Annotated in this window: 23 protein-coding genes; 10 read left to right on the top strand and 13 right to left on the bottom strand. The window is 52.8% G+C overall.

What is annotated here, in order from left to right:
* Positions 1–264: 264 nt before the first annotated feature.
* Positions 265–1044: an ABC transporter permease gene (locus tag DO97_RS16600; RefSeq protein ID WP_036535537.1), complete on the top strand. Its 780-nt coding sequence runs from the start codon at positions 265–267 to the stop codon at positions 1042–1044.
* Here the strand turns inward: DO97_RS16600 and DO97_RS27840 are convergent.
* Together DO97_RS27840 and rppA are read right to left on the bottom strand one after the other, a co-directional pair.
* On the bottom strand, positions 1041–1175 hold the full coding sequence (locus DO97_RS27840; RefSeq protein WP_275575051.1) for a hypothetical protein: 135 nt from the start codon (positions 1173–1175) through the stop codon (positions 1041–1043). The genes DO97_RS16600 and DO97_RS27840 overlap by 4 nt on opposite strands.
* 38 nt (positions 1176–1213) lie before the next feature.
* Complete coding sequence (gene rppA / locus DO97_RS16595) at positions 1214–1900, bottom strand: two-component system response regulator RppA (protein WP_036535534.1); 687 nt, start codon at positions 1898–1900, stop codon at positions 1214–1216.
* Between the two features lie 121 nt (positions 1901–2021).
* Between rppA and DO97_RS16590 the strand changes: the two genes are divergently transcribed.
* The 4 genes from DO97_RS16590 to DO97_RS16580 all read left to right on the top strand — a co-directional run bounded on the left by DO97_RS16590 (position 2022) and on the right by DO97_RS16580 (position 6095).
* A complete protein-coding gene (locus DO97_RS16590; protein WP_036535531.1) occupies positions 2022–3884 on the top strand; it encodes an ABC transporter ATP-binding protein in 1863 nt (620 codons plus the stop codon).
* Positions 3885–4337: 453 nt separating this feature from the next.
* Positions 4338–4481: a hypothetical protein gene (locus DO97_RS24085; RefSeq protein ID WP_156120628.1), complete on the top strand. Its 144-nt coding sequence runs from the start codon at positions 4338–4340 to the stop codon at positions 4479–4481.
* 77 nt (positions 4482–4558) lie between these two features.
* Entirely contained in the window at positions 4559–4930 is a 372-nt protein-coding gene (locus tag DO97_RS16585; RefSeq protein ID WP_052128870.1) for a hypothetical protein, read from the top strand.
* Between the two features lie 100 nt (positions 4931–5030).
* Positions 5031–6095: an EAL domain-containing protein gene (locus tag DO97_RS16580; RefSeq protein ID WP_036535529.1), complete on the top strand. Its 1065-nt coding sequence runs from the start codon at positions 5031–5033 to the stop codon at positions 6093–6095.
* 8 nt (positions 6096–6103) lie between these two features.
* On the opposite strand, the gene DO97_RS16575 is transcribed toward DO97_RS16580, so the two are convergent.
* The 8 genes from DO97_RS16575 to DO97_RS16550 form a co-directional block, all read right to left on the bottom strand.
* Positions 6104–7003: an alpha/beta fold hydrolase gene (locus DO97_RS16575; protein WP_036535526.1), complete on the bottom strand. Its 900-nt coding sequence runs from the start codon at positions 7001–7003 to the stop codon at positions 6104–6106.
* 174 nt (positions 7004–7177) lie between these two features.
* A complete protein-coding gene (locus DO97_RS26900) occupies positions 7178–7801 on the bottom strand; it encodes an amino acid permease (RefSeq protein WP_239651812.1) in 624 nt (207 codons plus the stop codon).
* Positions 7758–8537: an APC family permease gene (locus DO97_RS26895; RefSeq protein WP_239651811.1), complete on the bottom strand. Its 780-nt coding sequence runs from the start codon at positions 8535–8537 to the stop codon at positions 7758–7760. Before DO97_RS26895 ends, DO97_RS26900 begins: the two co-directional genes overlap by 44 nt.
* 106 nt (positions 8538–8643) lie before the next feature.
* Positions 8644–8793 carry a hypothetical protein gene (locus tag DO97_RS24490; protein ID WP_162183017.1) on the bottom strand — a complete coding sequence of 50 codons (150 nt, stop codon included), beginning with the start codon at positions 8791–8793 and terminating at the stop codon, positions 8644–8646.
* A gap of 190 nt (positions 8794–8983) precedes the next feature.
* The gene (locus DO97_RS16565) at positions 8984–10195 is read right to left on the bottom strand and encodes a lysophospholipid acyltransferase family protein (protein WP_036535524.1); all 1212 of its coding nucleotides are present in this window, start codon (positions 10193–10195) and stop codon (positions 8984–8986) included.
* Positions 10196–10307: 112 nt separating this feature from the next.
* Positions 10308–11360: a glycosyltransferase family 2 protein gene (locus DO97_RS21400; RefSeq protein ID WP_052128869.1), complete on the bottom strand. Its 1053-nt coding sequence runs from the start codon at positions 11358–11360 to the stop codon at positions 10308–10310.
* Complete coding sequence (locus tag DO97_RS21395; RefSeq protein WP_052128868.1) at positions 11357–12004, bottom strand: class I SAM-dependent methyltransferase; 648 nt, start codon at positions 12002–12004, stop codon at positions 11357–11359. Before DO97_RS21395 ends, DO97_RS21400 begins: the two co-directional genes overlap by 4 nt.
* Before the next feature lie 90 nt (positions 12005–12094).
* Entirely contained in the window at positions 12095–13240 is a 1146-nt protein-coding gene (locus DO97_RS16550) for a glycosyltransferase family 4 protein (protein WP_204368698.1), read from the bottom strand.
* A gap of 90 nt (positions 13241–13330) precedes the next feature.
* On the opposite strand from DO97_RS16550, the gene DO97_RS16545 reads away from it, so the two are divergent.
* The 4 genes from DO97_RS16545 (at position 13331) to minE (ending at position 16431) form a co-directional block, all read left to right on the top strand.
* A complete protein-coding gene (locus DO97_RS16545; protein ID WP_036535520.1) occupies positions 13331–14299 on the top strand; it encodes a GDP-mannose 4,6-dehydratase in 969 nt (322 codons plus the stop codon).
* 170 nt (positions 14300–14469) lie between these two features.
* On the top strand, positions 14470–15252 hold the full coding sequence (gene minC / locus DO97_RS16540) for a septum site-determining protein MinC (RefSeq protein ID WP_081980812.1): 783 nt from the start codon (positions 14470–14472) through the stop codon (positions 15250–15252).
* Between the two features lie 65 nt (positions 15253–15317).
* On the top strand, positions 15318–16124 hold the full coding sequence (minD, locus tag DO97_RS16535) for a septum site-determining protein MinD (protein ID WP_036535518.1): 807 nt from the start codon (positions 15318–15320) through the stop codon (positions 16122–16124).
* Positions 16125–16143: 19 nt separating this feature from the next.
* Positions 16144–16431, top strand: coding sequence for a cell division topological specificity factor MinE (minE, locus tag DO97_RS16530; RefSeq protein WP_036535516.1), 288 nt, complete (start codon positions 16144–16146; stop codon positions 16429–16431).
* Between the two features lie 107 nt (positions 16432–16538).
* Here minE and DO97_RS16525 read toward each other — a convergent pair whose 3' ends face one another.
* The 3 genes from DO97_RS16525 to DO97_RS16515 form a co-directional block, all read right to left on the bottom strand.
* Positions 16539–17084, bottom strand: coding sequence for a hypothetical protein (locus DO97_RS16525; RefSeq protein ID WP_036535514.1), 546 nt, complete (start codon positions 17082–17084; stop codon positions 16539–16541).
* Positions 17081–17248, bottom strand: a complete 168-nt coding sequence (locus tag DO97_RS16520) for a hypothetical protein (RefSeq protein WP_036535513.1) — start codon at positions 17246–17248, stop codon at positions 17081–17083. Before DO97_RS16520 ends, DO97_RS16525 begins: the two co-directional genes overlap by 4 nt.
* 79 nt (positions 17249–17327) lie before the next feature.
* Positions 17328–18344 carry a ribose-phosphate pyrophosphokinase gene (locus tag DO97_RS16515; protein ID WP_036535511.1) on the bottom strand — a complete coding sequence of 339 codons (1017 nt, stop codon included), beginning with the start codon at positions 18342–18344 and terminating at the stop codon, positions 17328–17330.
* 543 nt (positions 18345–18887) lie between these two features.
* Between DO97_RS16515 and DO97_RS16510 the strand changes: the two genes are divergently transcribed.
* Positions 18888–19280 carry a hypothetical protein gene (locus DO97_RS16510; protein ID WP_052128867.1) on the top strand — a complete coding sequence of 131 codons (393 nt, stop codon included), beginning with the start codon at positions 18888–18890 and terminating at the stop codon, positions 19278–19280.
* The last annotated feature ends 8 nt before the right edge of the window (positions 19281–19288 follow it).

The raw sequence follows: 19288 nt of genomic DNA, 5'->3' as shown, positions 1-19288 counted from the left end.
TTAAGGCTGAGCTGACCATAAGTGGTTTGCCTAATTTTAGGTAATAACAAATGAGGCTATGGGCATTGGCCTGCGAAAGATTGTTGTGGAAATGAAGACAATGCTTGATAGAAAAGTAGCATACTCAATCTCATGCGTACTGTATTTCGTACCAAAGATTATCATTGCAGCAAATCCCCAAACATATCAGCGATCGCAGGCCCATTGCTGGAACCAAGGAAGCAACTAAAGTAAACTCATCAGCAATGACAACGGAGGTCAGCCTTGGAATCATTAATTCAGTTAGACTTAACCGATCTGACCTGGGCCTTGGGACTGATGGCTGTCGCTATTGGCATCTCGTTATGGCAGCGTTTGGGTCTAGCCGCAACTCTAGCGATCGCAACCGGACGAACGGTGTTGCAATTACTGGTGGTGGGCTATTTTCTGGCGGTGGTGTTTACCTGGAAAAATCCTTGGGCGGTTCTCTTGGTGCTAGCACTGATGCTGGCGATCGCCGTTACCGTGGCTCGGAACCGCATTGGTTCCCAGATTCCCCAACTGTGGTTAATTCTCTGGGGATCATTCTTGAGCAGTACGGCAATTACCCTCACCTATGTCAACCTCCTGGTGATTCGCCCCAGTCTCTGGTATGACCCCCAATATCTGATTCCCTTGGCTGGGATTGTGTTGGGCAATGTTATGACCGCCAGTGCGATCGCTGGGGAACGGTTGGTGAGTACGGTGCAGTCGAGCCGCCTGGAAATTGAAACCCATCTCTGTTTAGGAGCCACCCCACAACAGGCGATCGCCCACTATCGGCAAGCCGCCATTAAAGCTGGGTTGATTCCGACCATTAACTCCATGATGGTGGTGGGGGTTGTAACCTTGCCGGGGATTATTACCGGGCAGATGCTGAGTGGGGTCAGTCCCTTGGATGCCTCTCTCTATCAAATGCTGATCATGTTTATGCTAGCCTTTGCTACCTTGATCACCACCCTCTTGGTCACCCAGGGGCTGTGCCGTCAGTTTTTTAATCAGGCTGCCCAACTGGTCGGCCCTTAAGGTCGATGGGGCAGGATTGCCCGAAAACCATCTTGGGAACCCTGTCCAAGTCTCACCAGCCCAGGAGCTGTTCGATCTTGCCACTGGATAAATCCAGCGATCGCAGAGGTGACGGGGATTGCCTGATGCAACAACGGCTTGAGGGTGGAGATCCAGGGATGTCTCTGAGTTAAACACCCGGCGTAGAACCAAAGCGGTAGCCCTTTTTATAAACCGTATGGATCAGAATCTTTTCGCCTTCAGCTTCAATTTTGCGCCGCAACAGGCGAATTTGTGCCGCTAAGACATTACTGGTTGGCTTCTCTTCCTCGCCCCAAACCTGCTGGTGAATTTGACTGTGGGTCAGTAATTGGCCGGGATGGCGCATGAAATACTCCAGCAGTTGGCATTCTTTGTCAGACAGTTCAATGGAGCGGCGATCGCGGTAGGCCAGTTGATTGACACAATCCAGGGTTAGGTCTTCCACTTGCAGCTGTTGTCCCCCAGATGCTAAGGTCGGAGGCCGTCGCAACAATGCCCGCACCCGCGCCAGCAGCTCCCGTAACTCAAAGGGTTTTACCAGGTAATCATCGGCTCCCGCATCCAGACCTAACACCCGGTCATCCAGGGTATCTTTCGCTGTCAGAAATAGGACGGGCGTTTTATCCCCCCGAGATCGCAACTGCTGGCAAAGAGCCAGTCCAGTTTGCTGGGGTAGCATCCAGTCCAGAATCAGCAGATCGTAACTCCCCTGCATCGCCAACTGACCCCCCACAGCCCCATCAAAGGCGACATCGACTGCATAGCCCTCGCGTTTGAGTACCCGACTGAGGGGCTCGGTCAGTTCAACTTCGTCATCAACCAAAAGGATATGCATAGGGGTGCGGAAGCCGCTCCGGCTATCGAACCGACTCGACTCGATTCTCCCATGATGCTGGTCTGAGGACTGCGTTACAGTTGGAGGGCAGATGATTTGTTAAGGAAACTACAAGTTTTCCATGACTTCCTCCCCCGTTGTCACTGAAACCCGTGGTACACCCCGTCATCCAGAAAATGATTGGCGGCTCTTCCTCCGCCTAGTTCCCTATGCCCGTCGCAGTGGTCGCCTGCTCACCCTTTCCATGTTGCTGCTGATCCCATTGGCGATCGCGGGAGCTGTCCAGCCGATTATCATTGGTCAGGTGATTTCTCTGATTCGGCAGGAAGAAACCCTCCATCCTTTCCTCAGACATCGCAGCCTCTTGGAAGGTATCAATATTTTAGGGGCAGTCCTCCTGCTGACGGTAACCGTGCAGTTATCGTTGCAAGGGGTACAGGGCTTCCTCGTCCAGAAAATTGGGCAACGGATTACCGCAGATATTCGCAAGGATTTGTTTGAGCATGTGACCTCCCTGGCGATGCGATTCTTTGATCGCACCCCCGTGGGGCGGTTGATTACCCGTCTCACCAGTGATGTCGAAGCCTTGGGGGATGTGTTTGCCACGGGAGCCATCGGCATTGTCAGTGATTTGTTCTCGATGATCGTGATTGCGATCGCCATGTTTTGGCTGCAATGGCAACTGGCGGTGTTGCTGGTGTTGATGTTACTCCCCGTCACCGTGTTAATTATTTACTTTCAGCAACAATATCGCATTGCCAATTACCGCGCACGGGATGAACTTTCGGCGCTGAACTCTGCCCTCCAGGAAAACCTCATCGGTGTCAGTGTGGTGCAGCTGTTTCGCCGCGAGCAGTTCAACGCTCAGCAGTTTCGTACCATTAACCAGCGCTACATCAAGGAAGTCGATCGCACCATTTTCTATGATTCAGCCGTCTCAGCGACCCTGGAGTGGATAGCCCTCGTGGCGATCGCCGGGGTGCTGTGGTTAGGCGGTTGGAAGCTGATGCAGGGGAGTCTCAGCTTTGGGGTACTGTCGGCATTTATTCTATTTGCCCAGCGATTATTTGACCCGTTGCGACAGTTTGCCGAAAAGTTTACCGCGATTCAATCTGGATTTACGGCCATTGAACGGATCACCAATATTCTGACGGAACCGATTGAAATCCGTGACTCTGCTGCTGCCAGCAATGGTAAGTGGCAGATCATCCCCACACAGCCCGACGCGACCTCTGATCCCCTCGCGCCCCCCACCACAGGTGAAATTCGGTTTGAGCAGGTTTGGTTTGCTTACAAACCAGGAGACTATATCCTGCAAGACTTAAACTTTACCATTCGTCCCGGTGAAAAAGTGGCGCTGGTCGGGCCAACGGGAGCTGGCAAAAGTTCGATTATCCGCTTGCTCTGTCGATTGTATGAGGCTAATCAGGGGCGGATTCTGCTCGATGGGGTGGATATTCGAGACTTCCCCCAGCAAGAATTACGACGCTATCTAGGGGTGATTCTGCAAGATGGCTTTCTGTTTGCGGGGGATGTCAAAAGTAACATCACCCTGGGTGAGACCTATCCCATGGCAGCGGTGCAAAGGGCTGCGGAGCAAACCAATGTAGCTGACTTTATTACGACGCTGCCCCAGGGGTACAACACCCTGCTACGAGAGCGGGGGTCGAATCTTTCGGGGGGACAGAAGCAACTGCTGGCATTTGCTCGGGCAGCCATTCGCAACCCCCAGGTGTTGGTACTGGATGAAGCCACGGCTAGTTTAGACGTGGGGACAGAGGCGCTGATTCAACAGGCATTAGAGCGGCTCCTGGTCGGGCGTACCGCCATTATCATTGCCCACCGCCTCTCAACGATTCGCAACGTTGATCGCATTTTGGTGTTGCGGCGCGGACAACTAGTGGAGTCCGGAACCCATGAAGAACTTCTGGAACAGCAGGGACTGTATGCCAGTTTGTATCAATTGCAGATGCTGGGTCAGTGATCCAAGAAGACTTACCCGTATTTTCACTTATGCGACCTCAATCCAAGGCAGATCACGAAGGATTCCCGAGTCGATAATGCTGGGCTATCCTAAATCGGGAAACCACCCGAAGAAATATACATTCAGTGTTGTAGTGATAAAAAACTTAAATTTAAGCACTAAATATAGTTATTGGCAGAGCCAATTGTGGGATGTTCTCGGCACTCAACTTGTTCCTGAGTAGCTTGATCTGAGGAAAAGACACTTACTTTATTATCTCTTCACAGAGTTTTTACGGATAATTAGCCTGAAGGCAGAGTATTATCACTGCGTAGCCAAGATCGGCAATCACGGCTGCTGTACCGTGGCTCCAGTAACCTCAAGAACACCCAACAATGGTTGCTTGCCAATCACACCCGATTCAGTTACAATTCTTAACAATATCTGTTTCTACTGATTCTTAGGACATTCGCCATGACTCACGACACAGATCTCTATAACGACTATCGAATCTATGTCATCGCCCGCCTCCTGAGTGAGTCCTTGGGGCTGGGGGAACTCCTATCGGTAAAGGTGCGGCAGCAAGCACCCGACGCGAACGACGCAGTAACTACCTGATCAATCCATCCCTGCGTGGGATTGCTCAGTATACTGACTGTGCCTACTGCTACTACTGAGTTTGTAGGGAGAAAACAATGCAGCTCTCTCCATTAACCGCCTATTATCTCCGTCGGCTGCTGAGGCAGCACCTAGATAGGTTTCAGAGTATTGTTGCTCCGGGGGCAGCTATGACAGCCCACCCCCTCGCCGATCTCAATCAAGTCCTGAACAGCTTATATCTTGATGAGTTCGAAATAGCTCACGTTGTCAGCCAACTTGAAGGTTTGGTTCGTTACCATCAAGTCCTGATTCCCCAAAATTCCCGCTACTCTCAGGAGTTAGCCCGGGTTGAGCAGCAAATTTTCTGGTTATTGGGGTTCAAGCGATCGCAGCTGACGAATGATTACCCCGTTGATCCACCTCCACAAGGGAGCCTGGTAAGTTTCCCAAGCGTGTGTAATTCTTAACGCTCTCTAGGAATTACTTCGTCCGATATATTGAAAATAAGCTTTTAATCACTGACGTATTTAGAGATTTAATGTGACATTATTAACACAGAAATCTGTGATGCCACGCACTTATCTTCTAGAGAAAAGCTGCCGTCTGGTGCTTCACCCCGGTGATGATGCCATGCACGCCATCCTCCGTCAGTTAGGGTTTGAGTCCATTCCTGCCTTCCCCCAACTGTTGTTTATTGATTTAACCAAGGGCAGGTTAGAGCAGATCCTTGAGTCGATTGATGCCAGGATCTCAGTCACCAGTCAGGCTCACGCACGATACGTGATTGTCCCAACCCCCTCCACCAGGGAGGAGGGAGCCTGGAGCTTTGTGCCGCAACTGTTGTTGATGGATCTACTGCAAGCCCAACCTTTAAACACTCTCATGCAGTCCATGAAAGATGCCTGGTTTTTGCATGTGTTGTTGCAACAGCAGTTGTTTTTTGTCTACCAGCCCATTTTTGATCTCCAGTCTGGGCAGGTATTTGCCCATGAATGTCTGGCACGGGCACAAAACGATCAGGGGGTAATCTTCTCTGGGCAGCAGTTAATTGACGCGGCTTGCTCGACGAACCTGGCCCATGAGTTTGACCATTTGGCCCGGACAACCTGTATCTCAGCCATCTCCGAGATTGGGCCTGAAGAGACGTTCTTTATTAACGTCCTACCAAAGACTCTCTTGCACCACCCTCAAGTTTTTGAGGAGCACTTTCAAGCGATTTTAGCCTTGGGGTTACGGCCCCAGCAAATTGTTTGGGAACTGACAGAGATCCAAGCAGTGCCTCAGGATTCGCAGTTGAAACAGGTGATTGAATACATTCGTAGCTTGGGGTTTGGCATTGCCATTGACGATCTCTGGAGCACGGTTGCCCTTGACCACTACGTCACCGATGTCCGGCCCGATCTGGTAAAGCTAGACCGCCAGTTGATCAACGGTTGTAGTCTTCATCCTGTGAAGCAAGTTCTGATCAAGGCCCTCGTAGATGCCTCCCACACCATGGGGATTAAAGTCGTAGCCGAGGGCTTGGAGACCGTTGAAGACATCTCATTTTGTCAACAGCTGGGGGTGGATCTGGGTCAGGGGTATGGGCTGGCTCGACCCAGATGTGAATTGCATTCTCAGTGCTTCGCTTAACCAGTGGGTCAATCTAACAAAGGCAAACATTGTTGAATCAACCCGATGGTTACGGCTGGCAATTCGAGTTGGGGAGTCAGTCCCGTATCGTCCAGGCACAGAAAGATCCGAATCGCCTCAGGATTGATCGCAGCCAGTCGCCGTCCAAGATCTGGCCCTGTAAACTGAGATTGCTGTCCCCACAGAATGGCTGTAGGAATTGTCAGTTGGCCAATAAATTCAGAGAGATCAAAGCAGAGATCACCCCGCACAAATGACAGGGCTGCATACTCAGCGTTGGGTTGCTGTGCAGATTGCAAATAGGCCTGGACTAGCTCTGGGTAAACTCGGCTGGCTTGGGCAAACTGACGCTGCTCTAAAAACGTGCGAATTCCATTGCTGGTGGCAATGCCCAGACTGTAAAGCGCCCGATCAACCACGGGGGTGCTGACCAATTGGGCAAAAAAGCTGCGGCGATAGTCAACGCCGAAATCAGACAGTCCCGACGGGGTGGTCAAAATCAAGGATTTAAAGAGGGTCGGACGGGCGATCGCCACTCGAATGATCAAGGCAGCCGTTAAAGAAGAGGCGATGACTGTTGTTGGGCCATCACAGGTTTGCGCTAGAAACTCTGTGATCGTCGTCAGATAATCCTCAATCTGATAGTCGCGCACCGGATGCTGCGATCGCCCCCAACCGATCAAGTCCGGAGCCAAAATGTGATAATCCGACGCAAAGGCTGGATAGACCTTTGACCATTCGTAGGCGGATGAACCACCCCCAAACCCATGGAAAAACACGAGGGTTTTCAGAGCCGAGAGCCGAGCGGCATTCGCAGCTACCCATGGGGCTTCTTCATTTGTGTAGTAGACCATTCGGCCCAGTGTGGTGACAATTGATCGCTGACAAAAACCCTGGGGTTGCAACATAGCTGATTCTGTGTGAGGGATCTCTTCCATTGTGTGACCCTTTAGAAGAGGCGCATCAAATCAGCCCAACTCTCCGCTCCCTCGGCTTGATGCTAGAAGGTAGATCGGTGAGGACTCGCCTTCCAGTGTGATCCTTGGTCAGAAATTCTCTTAACGAATCGTAGAGTCTTACCCCTATGCTTGGGGACGTTGCGGACGTTGTTGCCAAGCAATCAGCCCGATACCCACCATCAGGAGTCCAAAGAATAACCGCACTGCATCTAGCACCGCTCCCTTGCCAAGACTGGAGAGAAATATCGTCGTCACCATCAGTAATAGGAGGGCAGTTCCCCCTCCGAGCAGGAGATACTTGCGGTTCAATTCCCCCAGCCGATACAGATAGGGCAACAGGGAGAGTGCCACCAACCCATAGACAAGAAGCAGGGCTAGGGTGCCGAAGGTGCCACAGACATCATTAATCTGGAGGGGCGGCAAGCCCAATGTGATCAGGATAATCGTGATCAGCATTACCCCACCCATCCCGACGGTCAAGGCACCTACCGGGGTGCGGTAACGGGGATGAATCACGGTCATAATCGGCGGCATCAGTCCTTCCTTTCCTAAGGTTAGTCCTACACGCGCCAAGGCATTCAGGCTACCCAGACCCGCACTAAAGAAGCAGAGGCAGGCACTGAAACCAATGATGATCGCGGCAGCTGGTGCCCCCAAAAAGTCCCCCAAACTAATCAACGGACTGTCGGCATGGAGGACTGAGCTAGGAGCTGTCTGGAAGCCCAATCCCAGAATGTAGGCCCACACCAGAAACAGACCCCCCCGGCAACAGCGTCGCAATGTTTAGTGCCCTGGGAATATCCCGCAACGGTTCACGGGATTCTCCCCCCAATGTGGCGGCACTTTCAAACCCCATGAAGCTGAGGAAGGCCAGCATCAATCCGGACTGTATTTGAACTGGCGTCGCTGCGCTGATGCGGAACTGGGAAAGATCAACCCGGACACTGTGATGAAATAGAATCACTCCGCAGAGCCAAAGAATAATCGCGATCGCCCCCCCTTCGAGGATCAGCACCATGAAGCTGGAGAGACGGATGTCTCGCAAGGTGAATAGCCAGGTTGCCAGGGTGACGATCCCCAATAGGGGCAACAGCGGCAGTGAAACATCTAGTGCGGCGGCCAGGGCGACCAGACTCTGTCCACACATCGCCAGCAGGAGGACACAGAATCCTGCATAGGCAAGAAATAGCAACCAGGCGGTTACTCGCCCAGCCGTAAGTCCCAGCCCCATTTGGACAAATTTGGCTAGGGCCGCTGTACCAGCGGCTCGACGGGCAAAGATCTCCAGCACTTGGGCCACCATCAGGATGCATACCGTCGCAACGAGATAGGTCATCCAACTGGCACTACCGGCACTCAGATAGACCTGGGGGATATTGACCACCGCTGTGATCGTTGGCCCTACGACAGCAACAGCCTGTGCTGTTACAGATACCAGACCAAGGCAGCGATTGAGTTGAGGCTCTGACGTAGTATTTCCCAATGCTCTCATCTCCAGACCCTGAATGACATCAGCATCGCCCTTCTTATCATAGAAACCTCCTCAAGTGAAGCATTGGGGGCACTGGAGAGCGTTAGGAGATATTTGATCAATAAGCACTATCAGCGACACAGATCCCCTGACATTTTATGCCGTTGTCAGCAGTACGTAGGCAGTGGGGGCAAAGAATCGGATCAGGTGCGAGGGCGATCGCCCCTCCGTCGTTGTTATCCAGATGGGAGGCGGGCTCGATAGTCACAGGTTTAAGGCAAGGTTTCCCGTCTCTTCCAGAGGGGTAATCAGGAACTTCTTGATGATTCATCTGCAATCATGGGTATGGGTGTATGGAGGGTTCCGATCTTCTCCCAGTTAGGAGATCAGGCGCTACTCTATCCTAAGATTTCGCCTCCAAGCAATGGTGGAGATTGCCAACCGGAGTGCTGTTAGAGTCAGCACTCTGCCTGGGTTAGAGATTGTTCCAGGTGATGCTGAACGGTCTGGTGGATCTTGTCCGTCAACGTCGTAATTGTCCGCGACCGATGCTGCTGATAATCCGGGAACCAATCCTTGAGATTTAAGGGTTCGGCGATGTGCAAGCAGACCTGACGCTGCCCCTTGGGTCGAGGTTGATCAATGTTGAAGACTTCCCGCTCAAAGCGGATCAGGGTATCGAGAAAACGTTCCGGGGTGGGATTTGCAGCGACATAACCATCGTAAATGGCATCAAAGTTGAGCACGCGGGATGCAGCCTTAGCGATCGCGGTGGGTGTCCACTGCACCTCAACATTGTGGGGGGGATTCCAGTCTGCGAGGGCTGCTTGAATGCGGTAGGTGCGATCGCGATCGCACTCTCCCAGAGTTGCCGTCAACCCTAACTGATGTTCACAGCCCTCCAAAATATAGGTTTTGAGTCTGGCAACCCGCTGATCCCAATCCCAATTTTCCAGATCTAAGGCATTCGCTAAGCCATAGTTTTGCTCACAAACCAAGAGTATTTGTGCTGCCACCGCCCGCAATCGTTCATAGAAATCGCCCTTAGCTGTGAGATACAATGCCTGCTCCAGGGCGATCAACGACTGATCAATTACCGCTGTCATGTCTTGGGTATATCGATACTTGAGACTGATGGGAACGGCATAGAGATCGGGGAGGGGCTGGCCTTGCCTCACCAACCGCTGCATTGCCTGAAATGCCATCTGGATGGCTCCGGAGCGAAAGGGCATAACGGTATCATTTTGAAAGGAACAGCCGCCCTCAGCAAAAATCACCAGTTTACAAGTGGGTTGAGTCAGTAGTTCTAGCGTCTGGGCAATACTGGCACGATCTGCCATCCCCCGGCGAATGGAGTACCCTCCGAGTCGTTGCAACCAAACCCCGAGACTACTACGAAAGGGTTCATGGGCTGAGAGGTAATAACAGGGGAACCCCAGACGGGCTGAAAGGACAAAGATAGCAGCCGGATCATGAAACGTCGGATGATTTGGCAGGAGCAAAAGACGCTGATGGCGCAGCGATCGCAACCGTTCCAAACCCTCGGGCGGTGTCACAAGATGAAATCGATAGTGCCAGTGTCCCACTAGCGCAGCGATCTGCTGGACAAGATAGACAAACCAGGCATGGCGGCGTGGGGGGTAGAAGTCGGGAAATGGCGGTTGGGGCATCGACAATCCTTGACGGGTGAGAACTACTATCTACTGGACTACTTCTATCCACCTTCTCCCTATTCCCGCAAAAGGTCTATTGCCACGAGGTCAGCCACTAGGCTCTTCATCCCTAGGGGTTCAAACGCCTAGTGGTGCCATGGGAAAGATGAGATTTAAGGGCAAACTTGAGGGTTTGCTCCCCGCTTAATGGAGCCATCTGACTCAGGGGAGATTGCCAGAACCGTTGCCAAATCTCAGATCCTAGATGGGTAGCTCGATAGCACAGCCCAAACCAGCGATGGCCGAGAACCTTAGCCAGAGCCGATGATTGATAGATCTGGGTCTGTTGATTGGCCAGATGTATTGTCCACAGCCAGTTATGGGCTTGTTCCAGGAAATCTCGATCGATGGCAACATCGAACAATCGGAAGGTCTGATGGAGTTGTAAAACCGCTGCTGTCACCGGCAGACCTAGCTGGGTCAGCTGCGACGTATAAACCCGATAATTTTCCGCGCCTCTCAGGGTCTGACTATAGACTTGCCCCATCTGTTGCCCATGGGTGCGATAGTGCAACAAAATTTCTGGAAGATTCGCCAGTTGGATTTGGCGGGAGCAGCGTCGCCACAAATCATAATCCTGACAATATTGGTAAGTCGGGTCGTAGGTTAACTGCTGGGCTGCAAAAGTCTGCCGTCGCAGCATCACCGTCGGATGGGCAAAGGCAGAATCAAACAATAACCAGGCACAAATGGTGGCATGATCCACGGGATATTGATTCACCGCCCCCGCTGACTCCCCTAGGCCGCGAATCCAACTACCACAGAGGCCAATGTCTGGATGAGTTTCCATAAACTGCACCTGTCGTGCCAACCGCCGGGGAAGACTGAGATCATCGGCATCCATCCGGGCAATGTAGTCCCCTTGAGCGAGTTGCAGCCCTCGATTCAGCGATCGCGTCAGCCCTTGATTGGTCTGGTCATAAACCTGCACCCGCCGATCCTGTTGCTGGTAAGCCGCGAGGATCTGAGCCGTACCATCGGTGGAGCCATCATTGATGATGATGAATTCAAAATTTTTCCAGGTTTGGTGGAGGATACTGGCGATCGCTGCTGACAGATACCGTTCGCCGTTGTACACCGCCATCACCACACTGACCAGGGGCAGCCCGGTTTCTGGTTTCATTGCCGCTGCACCTCAGCCCAAATTTCCCCCCAATTAATCTGCAAATGGGTAATGGTGAGTTCAGCTGCCTGCATTTCAGCGGCAAAACTGGCCTGGGTATATTCGGTAAAGTGAGTGCGATCGCTGAAGTGAAAAAGTCCCAATTCCTGACGTAATGGCACTAACCAGTCGCGATCGTACATTGGTACCCGCACGAGCCAGCGGTGAGGTTGCAGCTGGGCTTGCACGGTTTTCAGAAACGTCACCCGCTGTTCGATATGTTCGAGAATGTTGGAAATTACCAGGGTATCAAAGGGGATGTCGGGCAACGCAGTTAAGACATTACCTTGGACAAACCGCAGATTGGGATGGGAAAACAACCGACGGGCGGTGGCAATATGCTCCGCTTCTAAATCAATGCCCATCACCACCGCCCCTGCCCGCGCCGCCATATCGTAGGCAACGGCTCCGGTGCCACATCCAATATCCAACACCCGTTCACCGGGGTGTAACCGCTGCACAAAAAAATCGTGATAGCCCATGAGACGGTGTTTGACATGCACCCCGTGGTTATAGGGGATCGCCACCTGATTGATCTGGGCGCTGAGATCGGACTCCAGTTCTAACAGCGATCGCAGAGCAATCGGGGGGAGACTTCTGGGCAATGGCTTCCAGCCAGAGTCGCAACAGCCACCGCCCACCGCCGTAGGGAAGCGCCCCCAAAAACTTGATCCATCCCTGCCTGAGTGCTGGTTTCACCGGGTCAGTAGCTCCTGAAAAACCTGTCGGTGGCGATCTAACCAGGGTCGGAGGTCAAAGCACTCAATGGCGCGTTGACGGGCGGCGGTGGCATACTCCTGACGCCGCTCCGCGACTTGGAGGACGGCCCTCGCCATTGCCTGGGGATCGGGGGGCAGATCTTGATCCCAACTCAAGGGAGCCGCAATACCAGTCCCGGCGGAGTCTCCCACCAGTTCGGGTACCCCGCCACTGTGGGAGTAGACAACGGGCAATCCACAGGCCATCGCCTCGATCACCAAGCCGGGACAGGGGTCATTGTATTTGGTGTGGAGGAGGATATGAGCCTGTCGCAGCATCTCCGGGGCCTGTTGTTGGGAATACGCGCCCAGAAAGGTAACGCGATCGCCCAATTGTAGCTGCTGGATTAACTCCTCAGCCATCCGCTGGGCGATGGCGGCAGTGGTCCAGCAGAGTGCCCCCGTCACCAGCAACTTCACATCTCTGCGGCTCTGGGTCAAAACCGCCAGGGTGTTTAATGCGGTTGCCAAGCGATAAAACTGGTACTGGGTTCCCCCCAACAACAGCACCAAATGCTGGGGATCGGGATCGGTGGGGGCGGGGGTGAAAACCTGGGTATCCACGGCGTTATAGAGGATTTCCCAGGTACCCGTCGGGTTGCCTAAAAATTGATCGGCGCAGCGTTGACAGAATTGGCTTTGGTAAAAAACATGATCTGCAGCTTGTAATAGGGTGGCCAAGGGACGATTCGTGGCTTCCCAGCCAGGGCCGTGCCACCCTGGATAGGCGACTCCATTCTGATTCCAGAGAAATTTAGCCCCCTTTTGCCGTGCCAGCCATAACAGTTGCCGAGCATCCTCTGGCAGACTACTACTCACCAGATAAAGCAGATTAAAGCGCCGCGAGGTATTGGGAAATTGAGCCTGCATCCGCTGGAATTTAATCACTCCGCCATGGGCGATCGCCCCCGAGGCAGGAATCTCTTTCCCGTAAAAAACAACGGGGGCCGTTGAGGCAGATCGTCCGTCTAGCCATAGCCGCAACCACTGCCCAGCATGATGCCCATAGTAATATCCCCCCGCCAGTAGCCTGCGAAGCCAGGGGGGCAGCCGGGACTTGATAGGGGTCAAGAACCTCTTCATGACAAAATAGGGCACAACTGCAGTGAAACCCAAGGTTACTCCCAGGAGCATACCAGGTCTAACGATGGCAGCAGCATCGGTGAGGTGGGCATGAACAAAGCATTGATCTGTGGTATTTCAGGGCAGGATGGAGCCTATCTCGCCCAATTGCTGCTGAGTCAAGGCTATGAGGTTTGGGGTACCTCAAGGGATGCCCAGATGTCGAGCTTTACGAACCTGCACCGTTTAGGCATTCGGGAGCAGGTGAAGCTGGCGTCCATGTCCCTGATTGACTTTCGCAGCGTTCTCCAGGTGTTGATGCGGGTTCAACCCCAGGAAGTGTATAATCTGGCGGGTCAGAGTTCCGTGGGGCTGTCCTTTGAACAGCCAGTGGAAACCCTGGAAAGTATTGCCACGGGAACCCTCAACCTCTTAGAGGCAATTCGGTTTACCCAAGCCCCGATCAAACTTTATAACGCTGGTTCCAGTGAGTGTTTTGGTAACTCGGCGATCGCCGCGGATGAGACCACGCCCTTTCGTCCCCGCAGCCCCTACGCCGTTGCCAAGGCCGCTGCGTTTTGGGAGGTCGCTAACTACCGTGAAGCCTATGGGCTCTTTGCCTGCTCGGGGCTGCTCTATAACCATGAGTCTCCCCTACGTCCGGAACGGTTTGTGACCCAAAAAATTGTTGCAGCTGCCTGTCGCATTGCCCAGGGAAGCCCGGAAAAACTCCACCTGGGAAACATTGCTATTCGCCGGGATTGGGGCTGGGCACCGGAGTATGTCCAGGCGATGTACTTGATGTTGCAGCAACCCGACGCTGAGGACTATGTGATTGCAACCGGGCAAAGCCATACCCTAGAAGCATTCCTGGCAACAGCTTTTGCCGTGGTGAATTTAGACTGGCATCCCTATGTGGTGCTCGATCCCACCTTCCTGCGCCTCACAGATATTGAAATCGGTCAGGGCAATCCCGCCAAAGCCCACCAGCAATTGGGATGGCAAGCCCAGTTGAAGATGCCAGCGGTGGTGGAGCAAATGATGGCGGCGAAGTTGGCAACATCCGCACCAGAGGAGTGACGCCATTGACCACGAGGACTCAGATCCAGCAGCTGCAATTGAGACCCCATACTATCCCATCCACGTCAGTGGGCAGATTAAGATAAGGCAGTGTTGCTCCTATCTTCCATGACGTCCGAACGCTCCCTTACCGCTACAGATGCCATTGCCCCACTCCAGACCTTTGAGGGGTGGGAACCCTACAAGTTCGATTTAAAACGGAAGCCGGACAACTATTGCTGCTGTTGCCGCCAGAGGTAGAGAAGCCACCGTCCATTGCCCCTCAATCTGCTGCTGAGGGCAATGGCCTAGAACTCACCTGGCTAGAACTCTGGCAGCAGCTGAAACAACAATTAAGTGCAGGAGAACGATTTTGGCAGCCCCAGACCATGGTGCATTTGGTGGCCCACGATCGCTTGTTGGATGGGCGGCAGTTGCAGGCGATCGCCGATGCCCTAGCGGAGGTGCAATTAACCCTGCAACGAGTTTATACCAGTCGTCGGCAAACCGCAGTCGTCGCCGCCACCGCTGGATATGGGGTAGAACAGCAACTGCCAAGCATTAGTACCCTGGGCACCTTGAACCCAACCACTCCAGAGCCAGGGTTAGCCCTGGCTGACCCCCTGTACCTCCAGACCACCCTCCGCTCTGGGGTAGAAATTCGTCATGCTGGCACGGTGGTGGTACTCGGAGACATCAACCCCGGTAGTAGCGTCATTGCCGATGGAGATATCTTGGTATGGGGACGACTGCGGGGGGTCGCCCACGCCGGAGCCAGGGGAAATGCCAGCTGTTTAATTATGGCCTTACAGATGGAACCCACTCAAATTCGGATTGCCGATTACGTTGCTAGAGCCCCCGCAACCCAGCCCGATCAGTACTTCCCAGAAGTTGCCTATGCAGCCCCAGACGGTATCCGCATTACCCAGGCTACGGATTTTCCTACCAAACACTTCCGATTCCAGCCCAGCTGACCGATACTGAAGTATCCTGAACGTGATTTGTCCATCCGCTGTCTACCTGTGAGCTTGATTGTTCCATGAGTCGTATTATCGTGATTACCTCTGGTAAGGGAGGGGTGGGTAAAACTACTACCACTGCCAATCTGGGGATGGCTCTAGCAAAGCGCGGTCGCCAGGTGGCGGTCGTCGATGCCGATTTTGGTTTAAGAAATCTGGATTTGCTCTTGGGTCTGGAAAATCGGGTGGTTTATACTGCGGTCGAGGTCTTGGCAGGAGAATGTCGTCTAGAGCAAGCTCTGGTGCGGGATAAACGGCAGCAAGGACTGGCCTTACTCCCTGCCGCCCAAAACCGCATGAAAGAGGCGATTTCGCCGGAGCAGATGCGGCAGTTGATCCAGGCGTTAGCACAAAAATATCAATATGTTTTGGTGGATAGCCCGGCAGGAATTGAACGAGGATTTCAAAATGCGATCGCGGCGGCTCAAGAAGCACTGATTGTCACCACCCCAGAAATTGCTGCGGTTCGGGATGCTGACCGAGTCGTGGGGCTGTTAGAAGCGTGTAATGTCAAGCGCATTCACCTGATTCTCAACCGTATTCGCCCTGCCATGGTGGAGGCCAACAACATGATGTCCGTTAAGGATGTGCAGGAAATTCTGGCCATCCCCCTCATTGGGGTGGTTCCCGACGATGAACGGGTGATTGTTTCCACCAACCGAGGGGAACCCCTTGTCCTCTCAGACACGCCATCCCTAGCAGGGGCTGCTTTCGACAACATTGCCCGACGTCTAGAAGGTGAAAAGGTCGATTTCCTAGATCTCAACGCTGCTCAGGCAACTATGTTTTCCCGTCTCCGCAAACTGTTGACCACGAAGATTCTCTAGCCTCTATTCCTACAGGTTCATGATTACCGAACTGCTCGAACGCCTGTTTCCTCGATCTAGCAATAGTAATAGCCGTGAACAGGTCAAGCGCCGGCTTAAGTTAGTGATTGCCCACGATCGGGCCGACCTGACGCCGCAAATGATTGAATCCATGCGCACAGAGATTCTGGCCGTTGTCTCCCGCTATGTGGAACTGGACATGGAAGGGTTGGAATTTGAACTCGATAGTAACCAGCGAGCCACGGCCTTGATTGCCAACTTGCCGATTCGCAGAGTCCGCCCCCTACCCGATATTGCAGCAGAATAGCAGGTCTACCCTCGGCTGATCCGATGGGAGAGCGCAGCTGAGTGGATCTGGATGAACTTGGGTTCCGGATCTCAACCTGGAAGGATGGGAGATCAGCCTGAGTTGGATCACTTGCTGCTCGGAGGACGAGTACAGAAACTCGATGGGGTGACTGTTTTCAGTTCTTGGATGAGGTTAAACGGCTGCACTTCATTGAAGCTGCTCACCGTCCGGAGATTGAGCAGCGACAACACCACGGTGGTTTCTGCCGTTATGGGAGTGGTCGAGCAGGGAGGAGCATTAGCCCCAGTCCGCAGCAAGGCGGTCAAATCAGGTTTCTCTAGGGGAATGCGATAGACCACTAAGTAGGTTTCACTGCCGACGATAACCGTTTGGCCGTGGGTGTAATAAACACCCGCAGCAGTACCAGGGAGAACCGCACTCAGAATCTCGGCAAAGTTACTGGACATGGCCTGACTACTAATCGTCATCCGTCGCCAGTCATTGCTTAAGTCCTTGAGCTTGAGGGTGAGGGGCACCGTGCGACCCGAGAGCAACTCATCTAAGGTCGCTGCTTGCGCGGATGCCAGCAACCCTAGGCTACCCGTGAGGCATTGCCACCCCAACAGTACAGAGACTAGGGGACGATGGAAGAATTGCAGATATTGCTTCATACCCCAGCCCCCAAGGTGAGACGGGGTTGAGACCATAACAGGCCGACAGGAGCGGGAATCATCTCCCCCCGAAAATCTAACAACTGCACCATCACTAAGTAGGCGATCGCCAAAATTAGCGAAATTGCGCCAGTGATGATAGCAACGAGTTTAGGGCGTTCCATAGTTGCGCTCCAGATAATATTCCCAACCCTGGTGGTGGGACAACCACTCCGATTCTAAGGGTATCCCCAAGCAAAGTAATTACCGAAACATGCTGCTAACGGAGGTATCTTCATGGATGCGCCAGATGGTTTCACCCAGCAAGTTAGCCACAGACAACAGTGTCAATTGGGGGAAGTGGTTGTCCTCCCGCACCGGAATGGTGTTCGTCACAATCACTTCCTCAAATACACCACTGGAGAGGCGTTCAACCGCTGGGTAGGAAAGGACGGCATGGGTGGCACAGGCATAGACTTGCCTCGCTCCTTCTTTCCGCAGCAGCTGCGCGGCGGCGGCAATGGTGCCACCAGTGTCAATCATGTCATCCACGAGCACGGCTGTTTTACCTGCCACATCGCCAATCACGTTCAAGACTTCTGCCACATTGTGAGCCTGCCGCCGCTTATCAATAATCGCCAAGGGCGCATCGCCCAGCTTTTTGGCAAAGGCACGGGCACGGGCGACACCACCGACATCGGGCGACACCACAACCAGATCACTCAGCCCCTTGCGACTCAAATAGTTGAGAATCACTGGGGAGCCATAAACGTGATCAAAGGGAATATCAAAATATCCTTGAATCTGAGCTGCGTGCAGATCCATCGCTAAGACGCGATTTGCCCCTGCTTCGGTGATCAGATTGGCAACCAATTTGGCAGTAATCGACTCCCGACCCGCGGTTTTGCGGTCAGCGCGAGCGTAGCCATAGTAGGGCAGCACTGCTGTAATCTGACGCGCTGAAGCTCGCCGACAGGCATCGATCATAATCAGTAACTCCATCAGGTGGTCGTTCACCGGATTGCAAGTGGGCTGAATCAGGTAAACATCGCACCCTCGGATTGATTCTTGGATTTGGATATACAACTCGCCATCGGCAAATCGCTTTCGCACCATAGGTCCGAGATCCATCCCTAGGTAGCGGGCCACCTCCTGCGAGAGCGCAACGTTAGCAGAGCCAGAAAATAGCCGTAGACGGTTATCATCAGCAATGTGCGGCAGGGCTGGCTGAGGAGTTAAGGCTGGGAAGTGGATCACTGAATTCCCTCGCAGATTTTGCATCGCAGAATATTATCACCCAAATCTAAATCTTTCGCTTTGAAGTTTCTGAGATCTTAATTTGAGGGGCGGAGCACTTTAGACTGCTAGAGGATGATAAGCAGTGCAAAGCCTTTCTGGATATGCACTTCACTGGCTTACAGTCTAATGACCTAAGTCCTTACTGGGTCGAGCTTTGAGGCAGCTATCATCTCCTTAGAGATTCAGTGCCACTGCTTTGAGAACTTTTTGTATTATGGTGCCTATTTATTTTATGTCAGAGTTATTGGAGTAACCCATGGCTAAGAATAATGATAAGTGAACGATAGCAATCCTAATTTAGACAAAAATAATAAGTTCATTAGATCTAAGAGGATGTTTTAAAAGTCTTTCAGGGTGTGTTTCACCACCCTAGCTACCTAGAAGCTAATACGAGAGAATCAGGGTTCCAGGGTTTGCGATCGCGCCTCTGAGTTGTATTTGAGGCTAAAGCCTACCCTTTTAAAACATCCTCTAACAGTCGTTAAATAGTTATTTCTGGGTAGTGTTCTTGGGGCCCTTACAGGGGTGGGGATTTTATATCTGATTCAGCAGACGAGAACCTTCAACCTAAATATCATCCTGTTACCCGAGATCGAGTTGATGATTTTGTTGGTCACCGTGACGGGCTTGCTCCAGTTGTTAAATTTCGTTCCCATATTGCAGCTACCGACAACCCCTCAGTTTGACTTGACGACCCTGGGAGGCCGTAGTTTCACCCTGGGAGTTGGAGCCATCTTAGGCTGCATGGTCGGTTTGACCAGCGTCTCCTCAGGCTCAGTGTTTGCCATCGTCCTACTGACATTTTTTCGTCTGGAATCTCAAAAGTTGGTGGGAACCGATGACGACGCTACTGAAATTGAGAGGTGCCCACCTAGGGAATCCTCTTGGATCAGGAATAGGGTGCTCCCTAGACACTAAACGGGGCG

The sequence above is a fragment of the Neosynechococcus sphagnicola sy1 genome (assembly GCF_000775285.1).
In the GTDB taxonomy this organism is placed as follows: domain Bacteria; phylum Cyanobacteriota; class Cyanobacteriia; order Neosynechococcales; family Neosynechococcaceae; genus Neosynechococcus; species Neosynechococcus sphagnicola.
This window is presented reverse-complemented; position numbering and strand designations above follow the sequence as displayed.